Here is a 14,857-nt window from a genome sequence, read left to right as displayed (position 1 = left end):
ATATCCTGCGTATTGGATCTATATGTCCAATACGTTGGATCTATATACCCAACACGCAGGGCATATATACCCAACAGATTGGATCTATAGCTCCTGTAAACAGGGTAATTACCCCCTTTGTAGAAGCCTTTATTTCACGTCATCCCACGTATCTGTGCGGAATGGGAAAGCACTCAATCCGAAAGTATTCCGCAGCGTGATATTTCCCACATAATTACGGAAAGCATAGCGCACGGCAATCGGTTGGGCTACCTCTTCACTCCACACTTCTACTGTGTTGGTACGTCCCACAATCTTTGCTTTTGCCGGATAGAACTTCTTGTCCGCTCCCGCAATTTCAAATCCTTCCAGTTCGGAGAAAGTAGGGAACAACCCCGCAGGTGCATTATCAAATGTCACTATGGCCTTTTTGTCCGCATAGTCCACTTTGGTCATCATCGGGCCGTTGGATGGCAACCGGCGGATACCGTATGTCTTAGTCAGTGCAAGCGTAGCCAACCGAAGCCCTACTACATCCTTCTGTGGCGGATGGATGCAGAATTCATCACCGATATCCGTAGTGGGTACAATGCCCGAATTAGGGATTGTTTTCAGTGCTTCCACTTGTGCTTCACGCAGCAAGGCGGCACCTGTATTCCGGCTGTTTTCATATTTGTAAGGAGCAATCTGCACATAATAGAAAGGCATATCGGGCGCTTCCCACACATTTCTCCATAGTTGTACCATAGCAGTCATCATCGGAGCATAGAATTGATAATTGAAAATGTTCGATTCTCCTTGATACCAAAGAAATCCACGTGCTGTATAATTTTTGACAGGCCATAACATGATATCATACAGACACCCTAATCGATTACGTACATCCAGTTTAGAACTTTTGGCTGTCTCTATATCTATTCCTTGAATGGATGACAGTGTTTCTTCGGTCATCCAGGATTCAATTCGGGAACCTCCCCAGCTATTGATTACCAATCCTACCGGTAGATTTAGAGTTTCGGTAATTTGTTTGGCAAAAAAATAAGCTGTTGCACTGCAATCAATAGTTGTTTCAGGAGTGGAGACTTTCCATTTTTCTTTTTTAAAGTCCGCCCTTCGCTGTACATCTTTTATTCTTGGCACGGTGATAAACCGGATACGGTCACGGTAGTTACCTGCATTCAGCAGCGTTTCAAGTGAGTTGTCAATGGGTTGTGCCGTATTTCCCATCATACGCATTTCCATATTCGACTGTCCGGAGCAGATCCATACCTCTCCTATCAGTATATCCGAGAGAGTGACCGGAGTTCCGTCACTGATAGTAATGGAATAAGGAGTATACCCCCCTTCGGGAGTGTCTACTTTCACCAGCCAAGTCCCGTCTTTATCCGTAGATGCCTGATAGGTCCGGTTGTTCCACGAAGTGGTGACAGTTACTTTCTTACCGTCTGCCCAACCCCATAACTTAACGGAACTGTTCTGTTGAAGTACCATGTGATCTCCCATCATTGCAGGAAGTTTTACTTTGCCTTGTGCAATCGGCAGGAATAAAAGTGATAAAATAAGAAGTAGAAAATGTTTTTTCATACTGTTTTTATTAGATATTCGACGAATAGTTATTAGGTATCGGGCAAAAATACAACCTATTTTTAAATATGGAATAAAATTATCTAGTCATTTTCTGATAAAAACTAGTCGAATTCTTAAAAGATTGTTTTTCCTTTCCATTCTCCTCCGAATTTTATTAATTAGTGGCATCAATCGCCTAAACAGTATTATTAGATTGGCTAAATATCCCATTTCTTTGCAGGGTGAGTATTTAACAACCTAATTGTTTCATTAAATCTAATAAAATGAAAAAGAAGCATTATCTATTATTTTTATTGGCTTTGCTCTTTTTACTGACAGATGTGGTGTGGGCACAAACATCTGCCACGGTAAGTGGAGTAGTGATCGATGAGAATGGAGAAACCCTGCCGGGTGTTTCCGTCGTCGAAGTAGGTACAACAAACGGTGTCCTGACAGACCTGAACGGACACTACACCTTAAAAACAACTTCTGCCAAACCTTCCGTTTCTTTCAGTTACATTGGTTATCAGACCACCACGCTTCTCCTGAACGGGCGTACGAAACTTGATGTACAGATGAAAGTGGAAACGAAAGTGCTGGATGAAGTAGTGGTAGTGGGCTACGGTGTACAGAAGAAAGTGAACCTGACCGGTTCTGTGACTTCCATCAACTTTGCCGACCAGACGGAAGGACGACCCATCATGAGTGTTTCTTCCGCCCTTTCGGGACTTGCCGCCGGTATGAACGTCACGCAAGCTTCGGGACAACCCGGCTCGGACGGTGCCACCATCCGCGTCCGCGGTAACGGTACGTTCAATACCAACTCCCCATTGGTCCTGGTGGACGGTATCGAATGGAGCATGGACAATGTGAACCCCAACGACATCGAAAGCATCTCCGTACTGAAAGACGCTGCCTCCACAGCTATTTATGGTACGCGCGCCGCCAACGGAGTCATCCTTATCACCACCAAAAACGGGAAAGGCAAACCGCAAATCTCCTATTCTTATTCGGGAGTCGTGCAGATGCCCTACAATAACCTCTCTTTCGTAAGCGACTATGCCCGTTATATGGGACTGGTGAACGAGGCTTGCGACAATGTGAATACCAAAGGTATCTTCTCACAGGAAAGCATCGACCGCTGGAGGGCTGCTTCTGCCGATCCGAACGGGTTGAACGAGTACGGAGTACCCAATCACGTGGCTTATCCCAACACCAACTGGTTCGACGAAGTATTCGACACCGGATATTCGCAAGAGCACAACCTGTCTGTTGCCGGCAGTTCGGAGAAAGTGAAATACATGCTTTCATTGGGCTATCTCGACAATCAGGGAGTGATGAATCGCTGGAACCTCGACTCAAGTACGCAGAAAATCAATTTCCGTACCAACCTGGAAGCCAAGATTGTGAAATGGATGACCGTCGGCACCCGTCTCTACGGACAAAAGCAAGATTACGGGATGGCTAATATCAGCAACGGATTCAAGTATCTCTATCAGACCACTCCGGGTGTATATCCCGGCGAACCGAACTACTGGGGACGTGCCGCGCTAGCCAGCGAAGAATCTTCCAATGCCAATAATATCTTCGGTCAGATGGCAGGAGCCACCGGTTTCAATACCGTATGGCGTCTCAACGCATCAGTCTACGGAATTATCACTCCCTATAAAGGGCTCAACATTGAAGGTACTTTCAACTATTCGCCGACATTCACCGACAAGTCTTCTTATAGCCGCCAAAATGGTTATTGGGACTACGTCACCGACCAGCGTGTCAGCGAAAGCGCGTTGGAGAACGCTTCCATCACCAATACGAGCGCACGCACCTGGCGTCAGAGTGCCGAAATACTGGTACGCTACAATACAACCATCAAGAAAGACCACGATCTGGGCGCACTGCTCGGATATTCTGCACAGGAATATTACAGCAAGAGCTTTGCCGTTTCCCGTAAAGGCGCTACGGACTGGACGCTGAACGAACTAAGCACTTACGAGACGCTCGTCAGCTCTTCCAGCTCGGCACCTGCCAAATGGGGATTGCTCTCTTATTTCGGCCGTGTCAACTACGGATATAAAGGGCGTTATCTCTTCGAAGCCAACCTTCGTGCCGATGCCTCCTCCCGTTTCGGTGTGAACCAGCGTTGGGGATATTTCCCCTCGTTCTCCGGTGGATGGCGTATTTCGGAAGAATCGTTCATGCAGGGAGCATCGGACTATCTCTCTAACCTGAAACTCCGTGTTTCCTGGGGAAAGACAGGTAACAACTCAACGGGCAACTACGACTGGCAGGCAAACTACGCCACAGGCAATGTTGTAATCGACGGTGAAGGAACCAAAGGATTGGTACGCAAGAAACTAAGCAACGACAAGCTGCATTGGGAAAGTACCGCCACCACCGACATCGGACTTGATTTCGGCTTCTTCAACCACCGCCTGACGGGTGAGATAGACTATTATAATAAGTATACTTCGGACATTCTCTACCATCCCGAACTCTATCTTTCGATGGGTGTTGTAGGCTCTGCTCCCGAGAATTTGGGTGAAGTGCGCAACCGTGGTGTTGAATTTACCCTCAACTGGAACGACCGTATCGGAAAAGATTTCGAATACCGAGTGGGTATGAACTTCTCTTTCAACGCCAACAAAGTGATGAAGTTCAAAGGCGAACTCCAGAAATACTGGACGTATGATGCACAGGGAAACAAAGTGAGCTATGTCAACAACTTCAGTGATGTGTCTGAATCTGGTTTCGGAGGCTACATCTGCGAAGGTCGCCAACTGGGAGAAACCTATATGTATAAGGTGTACAGAGGTTCCGGCGAAGGCTATACCGGAGGTGCGGTGGATATCCATGCGGGACCGAAGGACGGAATGATACGTACGAAAGAAGATATGGTATGGGTGCAGGCCATGATTGACTCCGGTTATTCGTTCGGAGGAATGAAGACGGTTGCCAAAGACCAGCTTTGGTATGGTGACATACTCTATGCCGACAGCAACGGTGATATGAACTACGGCGATACCAACGACCGGGATTTCTCCGGACACACCAGTGTCCCCAAATTCAACCTGGGCTTCAACTGTGCCTTCTCTTACAAGAACATTGATTTCTCCATGTTATGGTCGGGAGCTTTCGGGCATTACCTCAACTGGAATACGGATTACTACAACTCGACACTGGTCAGCCACGGATATGGCATTATCGAGCATATCGCCGATAACCATTACTTCTTCGATCCTTCCAACCCGGACGATCCGCGCACCAACCAGTGGGGCAAATATCCCCGCCTGACATACGGTACTACCTATAATAACAGAATCCAGAGCGACTGGAACGAATATAAGGGCGACTACTTCAAGTTGAAGAATATCCAAATCGGCTATACGTTGCCGCAACGGATTTCCAGCAAGTTCTTTGTTAATAAACTCCGTGCTTTCGTGTCGATGGACAATATCCTGACGATTACCAGTTATCCGGGACTCGATCCGGAAATAGGAACTGCCATCGGTTATCCGTTGATGCGTCAGATCTCTTTTGGCGGACAGATTACCTTTTAATGATGTAGAACTAAAAAAACAGAATCTGATATGAAAAAGATATTAATGATTTTAACGATGGCGCTGGCGGCTACCTCCTGCATGGATATTCTCGATGTGGCTCCGGAAGACCAGATTGCAAGTGAAAACATGTGGACCACGGAGGAGCTTGCCGACAAGGGAATGGCAGGACTCTACTTCCCGTTCTATGCCACCCAACTCTCCTCTACCCAGCTTCGCCGTGCCGACGGACTGAACCGTCAGGGAATCGAAGCTATGAGCTTTGCAACCGATTATTATTCCAATAACTATCCGGTGGAACTGCTTTCGCTGGCTACCAAGCCTGCCAATGACTTTCAGGTGTGGTATGAATGGAAGTTCTGTTACACCATCATCCATGCGTGTAACGATGCGATTGCCAATCTGCATAAAGCGGATATGAGCGCTGATAAACTGGCGCGTTACCAATGCGAAGCCCGCTTCCTTCGTGCCTGGGCGTACAATCGTCTGAATATGCTTTATCAGGGCGTCCCCGTTTATCTGGAACCCATCAATAACGAAGACTGTACCCGTGGTCAATCTTCGGTAGATGAGGTATGGCAAGTCATTCTGGATGATTTGACGTATTGCATCAACAATCCCGACTTCCCCAATAACACGCTGAATGAAAACTACGGCCGTCCCTCTAAAGGAGCCGCTTATGCCCTGCGTGGTATGGTATATATGTGGAAGAAGCAATACAAGGAAGCAGGCAACGATTTCAAAGAAGTGGAAGCGTGCGGTTATGGCTTGTGGACAGGCGAATATGCCGACTTCTTCAAATATGAAAACGAAAAGGATAAAGAAATGATCTTCTCGCTCCAGTTCAGCGAAGAAACCGGTTATTGTGATAACATTCAGCAAATGACCGGTGCCCGCGATACGTATGATGGCTGGACGGAAATAAAACCTTCCGCAGACTTTGTGGACTACTATAAGAACGCGGACGGATCGGACTTCAAATGGTCGGAAGTAGACGGCTTGGAAGATTGGGACTTACTGACTCCGCAACAACGTGAAATCTTTTTCTGCCGTGACGGATTGGAATCCATGTCCTCACAAAAAAATGCCCTTATCAAACGGGTAGGCGAAGATATCTATCAGAAATATTACCTCAACAGTGGTAATGAAGCCCGTATCAAAAAGGCGTATGACAACCGTGACCCGCGTCTGCAACAGACCGTCGTCACTCCTTATGTGCCGGTGGACTGCTACAAGCCTAATTATGCAGGAGATGCCAACCAGATCGGTAAACAACTCCGTTGGCCGTTGAAGGAACAGGGCACGAATGGCGGAGACTTCTGGCTCGATAAACGTACTTCTGCTTTCTACTGCTATCGCAAGTACAATGAGTTTGAGAAAGGCCGTTTGATTAGCCGGAGCCGTTGCCATACCGACTGGCCGTTGATTCGCTATACCGATGTACTGTTGCAGTATGCCGAAGCATTGGCGCAGACCGATCAGTTGGGAGAAGCCATCCGTTTGGTGAATAAAGTACGTACCCGTGCCCACATGCCCGCACTGACAGAGGGCGGAAGCGGTCCGTGCGCAGTGAACGGAAAGGAAGACATGCTCGAAAGGATACGTTACGAACGTCGCGTGGAATTCTGCCTGGAGGGAATTAACTTCTTCGACGAAGTACGTTGGGGAACCTACAAAGAAACCAAATTCCAGGGAAAAGACGTGAATGGCGGCAAGTCCTGGTGGGGCGATATGGTAGAGTATAACTGGTATTATGCCGATTATATGTGGCCGTGGACTGCTCCTATTGTTGAAACGCAAAAGAACCCGAACCTGACTAAACGAAGCGGTTGGGCGTATTAATCATAAAGATTTGAATAAGGATGAAGAAAATACTTTTACTATTACTCATTTTTGTATCCGGTTGCACGGGTGTAGTTGCGCAACAGTTTGATTATGGCAAGATAGCGCCTCATCCCCGGTTGTTACTGCCGGAGGGAGGAGAAGAAGCCATCAGGAAAGCCATTGCGGAGTATCCCCCGTTGGCCACTGTTCACCAGCGGATCATGGAACTTTGCGACCGGACACTTACGGAACAGCCTGTGGAACGTATCAAAGAGGGTAAACGCCTGCTGGCGATTTCGCGCATCGCATTGAAGCGTATCTATTACCTCTCATACGCTTATCGTATGACGGGAGATCAGAAATACGCTCTCCGTGCGGAACAGGAGATGCTGGCCGTTAGTCATTTCACCGACTGGAACCCTACTCATTTCCTGGATGTGGGTGAGATGGTAATGGCATTGGCTATCGGTTATGACTGGCTGTATGACTCTTTGCAGCCCGACACCCGCCGGGTGGTGCGCGAAGCAATCATCGCGAAAGGGTTCGACGCGGCAAAGAACACCCGTCATGCCTGGTTCTATACAGCCAAGAATAACTGGAATTCCGTATGTAATAGTGGATTGGCGTATGGCGCGCTGGCTCTTTTTGAAGAGATTCCGGAGGTATCGAAAGGCATCATAGAGAAATGCATGGAGACAAATCCGAAAGCGATGGTAGGTTATGGCCCCGACGGAGGTTATCCCGAAGGGTTCGGATATTGGGGGTACGGGACAAGTTTTCAGGTAATGCTCATTGCTGCGCTCGAAAGTGCTTTCGGCACAGACAATGGGCTCTCCCAAGCCCCCGGCTTCATGGAATCTGCCCGTTTCATGCAGTATATGACAGCTCCGAGCGGAGACTGTTTCTGTTTCTCGGACTCTCCGGTGGAGGCAGAGTGTAATATGATGATGTTCTGGTTTGCAGGCAAGGCGAAAGACCTTTCCCTGTTGTGGATCGAACGTCAGTATCTCGACCGCCCGGATATGCAGTTTGCCGAAGACCGTTTACTGCCCAGCCTGATGGTGTTCTGTTCACAGCTCGACCTGAACCGGATCGGAAAGCCGAAGAAAAACTTCTGGTTTAACCGTGGAGATACGCCTGTGTTTATCTACCGTGGCGGATGGGACAGCAAGAAAGATACCTATCTGGGAGTGAAAGGAGGTTCGCCCTCTACCTCTCATGCACACATGGATGCCGGGTCGTTTATCTTCGAGAGAGACGGAGTGCGTTGGGCGATGGACTTGGGGATGCAGAGTTATATCACACTCGAAAGTAAGGGAGTGGACCTGTGGAATATGTCGCAGAACGGACAACGCTGGGAAGTATTCCGGCTAAGCAATATTGCTCACAATACGTTGACGATTAACGGAGAACGCCATTTGGTAGAGAGCAATGCCCCGATCATCCGTACTTTCGAGTCGAAGAAACAGAAAGGGGCGGAAGTGGACCTGTCGAGTGTGTTTGCCAACAGCGTGAAGAAAGCCGTCCGCACCGTGATATTGGATCAGAAAGACCATCTGGAAGTGACCGACCGGTTGGAGACGGGGGACAAGGAAGCTGCCGTATCCTGGATAATGGTCACTCCGGCAGAAGCCAAAATTACAGGCAAGAACCGGATGGAATTAACCAAAGATGGTCGGCGGATGCTATTGACAGTAGATGCCGATACGGAAGTAGAAATGAAAACCTGGTCGAACGTGCCCCCGCATGAATATGATTTCCGCAATCCGGGAACCATCCGCGTGGGCTTTGAGACGGTGATTCCTGCCAATCGTGCCTCGCAACTGAAAGTACGACTTATTCCTTTGAAGTAGTAATACAAATAAATTCATTGAACCATGAAAACGATTCTTTTTAAAACAATCATCATAGCTTTCTTTGTGGGAACAGCCGTTAGTTGTTCCGATGAAGATGAGAACAGATTCCGTCCGGGATCTACCCATGAGAAACCGACTCCCACGGAGCCGGAGGGCGGACTGGATTATTCCAAACTGACTGCGGACAATCATCCCCGTCTGTTGATGAACGCCGAGGCCTTCACTGCGTTGAAAGCCAAAGTGGATGCCAATTCGAGTGCCAATCTGACCTTGCTCCATAATACCATTATGGGAGTGTGCAACAGCAAAGGGATGAACGCCACGGCACTGACTTATAAATTGGATGCCAGCAACAAACGTATTCTCGATGTATCCCGCGATGCGTTACTGCGTATTTTCACCTGTGCTTATGCCTACCGGATGACCGGCGATGCCAAATACCTGACTAAAGCGGAAACGGATATGAACGCTGTCTGCAACTTTCCCGACTGGAACTCGAAACGCCACTTTCTCGATGTGGGCGAAATGGCTACGGCTGTTGCGTTCGGCTACGACTGGCTCTACAACGAACTAAGCGCAGCCACCCGTACGAAAGCGGCCAACGCACTGTTGAAGTTTGCCTTCCAACAGGCGCAGAACAAGAACTGGAACCTCAACTTCTACGAAGCCACCAACAACTGGAACCAGGTTTGTAATGGCGGACTGGTCTGTGCGGCACTCGCTTCATACGAAAACAATCCTTCCGAAGCAAAGGACATGATTGAAAAAGCATTGGAATTCAATAAACCTGCATTGGAAGTGATGTACTCTCCCGACGGCAACTATCCGGAGGGCAGCGGTTACTGGTGTTACGGCACGCTCTATCAGGTATTGATGCTTGCCGCCCTCAACAGTACGCTCGGCACGGATAACGGGCTTTCCGATACACCGGGATTCTCCAAAACGGCAGAGTATATGCTGTATATGACAGGCTTGAACAGCAAGTTCTTTAATTATTCCGACTGTGCCCCCTCCTCTACTGCGGCATTGGCTTCGTGGTGGTTTGCCGATAAATACAGTAACCCGTCCTTATTATATAATGAGCTGAAAATGTTGAAGAACGGCGAATACGCTTCCTGTGCCGAAAACCGCCTGTTACCGATGATTATGGCGTTTGCCAATAATCTGAATCTGGACGCAATCTCCGCTCCTTCCAATAAACTATGGAGTGGAAAAGGGGAAACGCCCGTGGTGATGGTACATACCGACTGGACGTACACCGATACGGATAAATACCTCGGAATCAAAGGTGGCAAGGCAGGTTCGAGCCACGGACACATGGATGCCGGTTCGTTTGTGTACGACGCGTATGGAGTGCGCTGGTCAATGGATTTCGGTCTGCAAAGTTATACAACGCTCGAGTCGAAATTGGCAGCTTTGGGTGGTAATCTTTGGGATATGGGACAGAACTCGATGCGTTGGGATGTATTCCGCCTGAATAACTTGAATCATAGCACGATTTCAATCAACGACACCCGTCACCGGGTAAATGGGGCGGCTACCCTGACCACTACTATCAATACCGCTACGGAACTGGGAGCCACTTTCGATCTGACAGAAGTGGTGTCCGATCAGGCTGCGTCCGCTACCCGTACCGTGAAAATCGTGAACGATAAAGATTTAGTAGTCATGGATGAGATCAAGGCGAGAACGGACAAATCCGCCAAAGTGCGCTGGTGTATGGTGACGCCTGCCGTTCCGACGGTGGAAAGTAACCGCATCATACTAACGAACGGAAGTAAAGTGATGTATCTCACAGCCAGCGGAAGCGTGAAGCCTACCTACAAGCAATGGAGTACCACCAGCGAGAACTCTTATGACCAGGCTAATCCGGGCACCTATATGGTTGGCTTTGAAGCAACGGTTACCGCCAATCAGACCGCCACATTTACCACAACCCTGTCCCCTAAATAAAAAGAATGGAACGTATGAGAATCCTATTAATATCTATACTCGGACTTTTGACATTGGCCTCCTGCACGAAGCAGGAGCCGATGGAGGCGTTGATTGACCGTGTATTTACCGTTGCGGAGCAACAATACACGGCTATGGACACCCGCCTGACAGAAAAGACACTTCCCCGCACGCTCTCTGCCGATGGTGAGTTTGTTCCCTCAAATATCTATTGGTGGTGCAGCGGCTTCTATCCCGGTTCCCTCTGGTATATCTACGAATATACAGGCAATGAAGCAGTGAAAACACTGGCCGAGAAGAACACGCTGAAACTCGACTCTATACAATACGTGACCAGGGATCATGATGTCGGTTTCCAGTTGAATTGCAGTTACGGGAATGCTTTCCGGCTGACAGGTAATGAGGCTTATAAACAAGTGCTCTATCAGGGCGCCAAGTCCTTGTCAACCCGCTTCAATCCTGCTGCCGGTGTGATTCGTAGCTGGGACTTTGTGCGCAAAGGCTGTGACTGGAAGTTCCCGGTGATTATTGACAATATGATGAATCTTGAACTGCTGTTGTCCATGTCGAAAGCCTATGCCGACGACTCTTTGCAGAACATTGCCTGTACGCATGCCAATACCACTATCCAGCATCACTTCCGGGATGATTATTCCACGTATCATCTGGTGGATTATGACCCTGAAACAGGTGCAGTGCGCGGCAAGCAAACGGTGCAGGGCTTCTCGGACGATTCCTCCTGGAGCCGCGGACAAGCATGGGCCTTGTATAGCTATACGATGATGTTCCGCTTGACGGGGTATCAGAATTATCTGTTGCAAGCCGGGCATATCGCCGATATGCTGCTCCGCCGTTTGCCTGCCGACGGTATTCCTTACTGGGATTTCGACGCTCCGGTAGAAGAACAGACCTATCGGGATGCTTCCGCTGCGGCTATCATGGCCTCCGCCTTTATCGAGCTAAGCCGTTATATCCCCGGCACGGAGGCCAAGGAATCTTATCTTGCCATGGCAGAAAAGCAACTCCGTACGCTTGCCTCGAAAGAGTATCTGGCAGAACCGGGTACGAACGAATGTTTCATCCTGAAGCACAGCGTGGGTGCACTTCCTGATAAAAGCGAAGTGGATGTCCCCCTGACGTATGCCGATTATTATTTTTTAGAAGCATTGCTGCGGTATAAGAATCTACAATAATAAAACTAATACAATATGATTATGAAGAACTTACATATAAATATGGCATTTATCTTCGTTCTACTGCTGATAACTGCCTCCTGTTCGGACAAGGATGATTCGGCTTCGCGTGTCATTCCCACCATGAACTTGACAGTTTCGGAGATTGCGGACAATACGGCTCTGATTACTTCCGAGCAGCAAACAGGTACTACGTTCGGTGCGAAAGTCATTGAATTCTATCCGGTGGCCGACATTGGCTTTGATTATAACATTGAAGTGAAACTGGTGAAATTCGTAGAAGAGAACGGAGAACCCGTATCTCTGCCCTATACGCGCAAAATCACTGAAGGATTACGTCCGGGGGTGAATTACATCAGTGCGATCATCGCCTATAATGCCGAAGGGCGTGCCGTGTGTTCCGCTTTCCAGACCTGGAAAGCTTCAGGAACGGAAGGAGCATGGAGTGACGGCGGTTCTGCCGGTGATCTGGAAGAGAATGAATGGTAAAGAATGGTGTAACTCAAAAGAATGAATGGTATGAAAAATAGATTATTTGCAATAGGTGCAATGATTCTCATGATGACAAGTTGCACGCAGGACGAACTTATTTCGTCCGATAACGGCAAAGAACCGGCAACGGCAGGTTCATGTCTGACGTTGGTTGGACTCTCGTCTCCGCAGACACGTGTTTCTATCGGTGACAAAACAGGTGACGTTTATCCGGTGCTCTGGAGCGAAGGGGATGCCTTGGGTGTTTTCTCCCGTACGGCAGGGACCGACATCAATAATGTGCAGTCTTTATTGAGTGATGAGTCGATCGGGCAGAACTCCGGCGTCTTTACTTCGGACGACGTGAAGATGGCGGAAGAAGGAGCTACGGAACTTCTTATTTACTATCCTTACCGGGCAAGTACGGAACTGGCCGAAAATGGCAACAAGATTACTTCTACCCTGTCTGTTGAGCAGGAACAAAGCCGTCCCGGCGATAGCCATCATATTGGAAAGTATGGTTTTGCGTTTGCCAAGGCTACGGTCAGCAGTCCGGATATGCTTGCTAAATTTACGTTGAACCATGCGATGGCGTATGTGAAGTTCAGCATCTCATCCCAGGAGCTTTCTACGTACAAGCTAAAGAGTGTTTCTTTATATGACAAGGAGACAAAAACTCCTCTTTCCGGTGTATTCACAGCAGATTTGGATACGGACGAACTGACCTACGGTACAGATGTGAAACCGTATGCCACTGTTTCACTGACTACTCCCGAACTGCTCGCTTCCGCACAGGATATATACCTGACTACATATCCTGCCGATTTAAGTGGCAAAGAAGTGTACATTGTCATCACTTTGGAAAATGACCAGCAGACTGTTACCATTCCTATTCTCAAAGAAGGAAAGCAACTGAAAGCCAATGCTGTCAATACGATTGCTGTCAACAACCTGAAACTTTCGGATAACTCCTGCGAATGGTATGAGCCGGTAGAGACACGTTTATTGGCAGGAGGATGGGCTTATGGCGAGTCCAACTGTCTGTTGACGAATATTTCTACCAGTGGCGTGAGCAATACGATGAGTGTGAAAGCACGTGGTAACTTTATGGAAGTGGAAGAACCCAAGTATGCCAAGACTATACTTAATTGCGATTTGGGTAATGCGAATAAAATGGTTCGGGTAAACGGCTCTGCTACAGATATTACTCCTGTGAATGGTGATTATACGATTACGGTAACAGGGATTCAAACATACGCCGGACTACCTGGCGGTTGCGGCCAGGTGGCTATCTATGGAGCGGATCAGACTACCGTCATCTGGAGTTTTATTATCTGGATGACCCCTACTCCGGCAGAACACCCTTATGGTAATACGGGATATGTAGTGTTGGATCGTAATCTGGGTACTTATATGACGTGTGAAGGAGACAACTGGAAGCAAAACGGTGTTTACTTCCAATGGGGACGTCCTACGCCGGTCGGCTGGTCGGGAACCGTGGGTACTAATATACCTACCGAAGCCACCAACGTCCGCTTCTCTATAGAAAATCCCCGTGCGTTGCTTTATACCAATAATGTGGATAATACAAAATCCGACTGGTATCTGGGTGCATGGACCGGTGCACGTACCGATCGTAAAGATGACTTCTGGGGTAACCCGAATGAATCGAGCACTTATCTCAATCCTTCTGACGGTCATAAATCTATTTATGATCCTTGTCCGAAAGGTTACCGGGTTGTGTCTCCCCGAGTATTGGATGAGATAGAGCAGAAAGGAGAATTTGTGAAACAGAGCGCAACTGCGGTATTTAAATATTGCTATGACGGTACGAATTACGCATATTGGCCGTTGGCAGGTTGTAAGTGGGGTTCCAACGGCGGTAATAATGGCAACAATACAGGATTGGATACCGCTAAGGGTGCCGCTTGCTATTGGTCTAACTCATCGGCTAGCAGTTATGGAAATGACAAGGATCAGGGAGCTACTTCTCTGTATTATAAAGTCTCCGATAAGACCTGGACACATTCCTCCGGTCGTTCCCATGCATTCTCCGTGCGTTGTATGAAAGATACCGAGAATCGTTGATTCTCTTCATGGATTCTCTTCATTGAGAATATGAAATAGAATTCCCCGTTATATGAAAGTTTCTGCCTGTCTCCGGATACAAGGTACTTTCATATAACGGGGAATCTGTTCTGTTTTTAAGATATTCACGAAAAAAGGAAAGAAAGAAAAGGGCCAAACAGAAAATAAACTGCATGAACAATTGCAAGAATATGCATTATCTCTCTTTATCTTGTATTTATTTCCTTGAAATATGAACGATATGGTGTAACTAAACCATCCGTTTGCCGTAATCAAACCCTTCGTTTGGTTTAAACAAACCGTCCGTTTGCTATAATCAAACCATCGGTTTCTTTTAAAGGAAGCTAAACTTGGTTTTTGAAGAGGATAT

The 14,857-nt window shown here is 47.8% G+C and carries 8 protein-coding genes; 7 read left to right on the top strand and 1 reads right to left on the bottom strand.

Annotation, left to right across the window (positions count from 1 at the left end):
* Window positions 1-129 precede the first annotated feature (129 nt).
* The gene (locus LPH68_RS02760; protein WP_008641469.1) at window positions 130-1,563 is read right to left on the bottom strand and encodes a sialate O-acetylesterase; all 1,434 of its coding nucleotides are present in this window, start codon (window positions 1,561-1,563) and stop codon (window positions 130-132) included.
* A gap of 266 nt (window positions 1,564-1,829) precedes the next feature.
* Between LPH68_RS02760 and LPH68_RS02755 the strand changes: the two genes are divergently transcribed.
* The 7 genes from LPH68_RS02755 to LPH68_RS02725 are packed head-to-tail and all read left to right on the top strand — an operon-like array spanning window position 1,830 to window position 14,487.
* On the top strand, window positions 1,830-5,102 hold the full coding sequence (locus LPH68_RS02755; protein ID WP_151923241.1) for a TonB-dependent receptor: 3,273 nt from the start codon (window positions 1,830-1,832) through the stop codon (window positions 5,100-5,102).
* A 30-nt stretch (window positions 5,103-5,132) separates the two neighbouring features.
* A complete protein-coding gene (locus tag LPH68_RS02750) occupies window positions 5,133-6,944 on the top strand; it encodes a RagB/SusD family nutrient uptake outer membrane protein (RefSeq protein ID WP_151923242.1) in 1,812 nt (603 codons plus the stop codon).
* 20 nt (window positions 6,945-6,964) lie between these two features.
* The gene (locus LPH68_RS02745) at window positions 6,965-8,779 is read left to right on the top strand and encodes a heparinase II/III family protein (RefSeq protein ID WP_151923243.1); all 1,815 of its coding nucleotides are present in this window, start codon (window positions 6,965-6,967) and stop codon (window positions 8,777-8,779) included.
* Between the two features lie 24 nt (window positions 8,780-8,803).
* On the top strand, window positions 8,804-10,735 hold the full coding sequence (locus LPH68_RS02740; protein ID WP_151923244.1) for a heparinase II/III family protein: 1,932 nt from the start codon (window positions 8,804-8,806) through the stop codon (window positions 10,733-10,735).
* A gap of 14 nt (window positions 10,736-10,749) precedes the next feature.
* Entirely contained in the window at window positions 10,750-11,928 is a 1,179-nt protein-coding gene (locus LPH68_RS02735; protein WP_074637973.1) for a glycoside hydrolase family 88 protein, read from the top strand.
* Window positions 11,929-11,943: 15 nt separating this feature from the next.
* Entirely contained in the window at window positions 11,944-12,417 is a 474-nt protein-coding gene (locus LPH68_RS02730) for a hypothetical protein (RefSeq protein ID WP_230296852.1), read from the top strand.
* Window positions 12,418-12,447: 30 nt separating this feature from the next.
* Window positions 12,448-14,487 carry a fimbrillin family protein gene (locus tag LPH68_RS02725; protein WP_151923245.1) on the top strand — a complete coding sequence of 680 codons (2,040 nt, stop codon included), beginning with the start codon at window positions 12,448-12,450 and terminating at the stop codon, window positions 14,485-14,487.
* Window positions 14,488-14,857: the final 370 nt, after the last annotated feature.

The sequence above is a fragment of the Bacteroides sp. 1_1_30 genome (genome assembly GCF_020982715.1).
Lineage (GTDB): Bacteria > Bacteroidota > Bacteroidia > Bacteroidales > Bacteroidaceae > Bacteroides > Bacteroides xylanisolvens.
The sequence above is the reverse complement of the archived record's forward strand: the minus strand, read 5'-3'. Positions and strand labels throughout refer to the sequence as shown.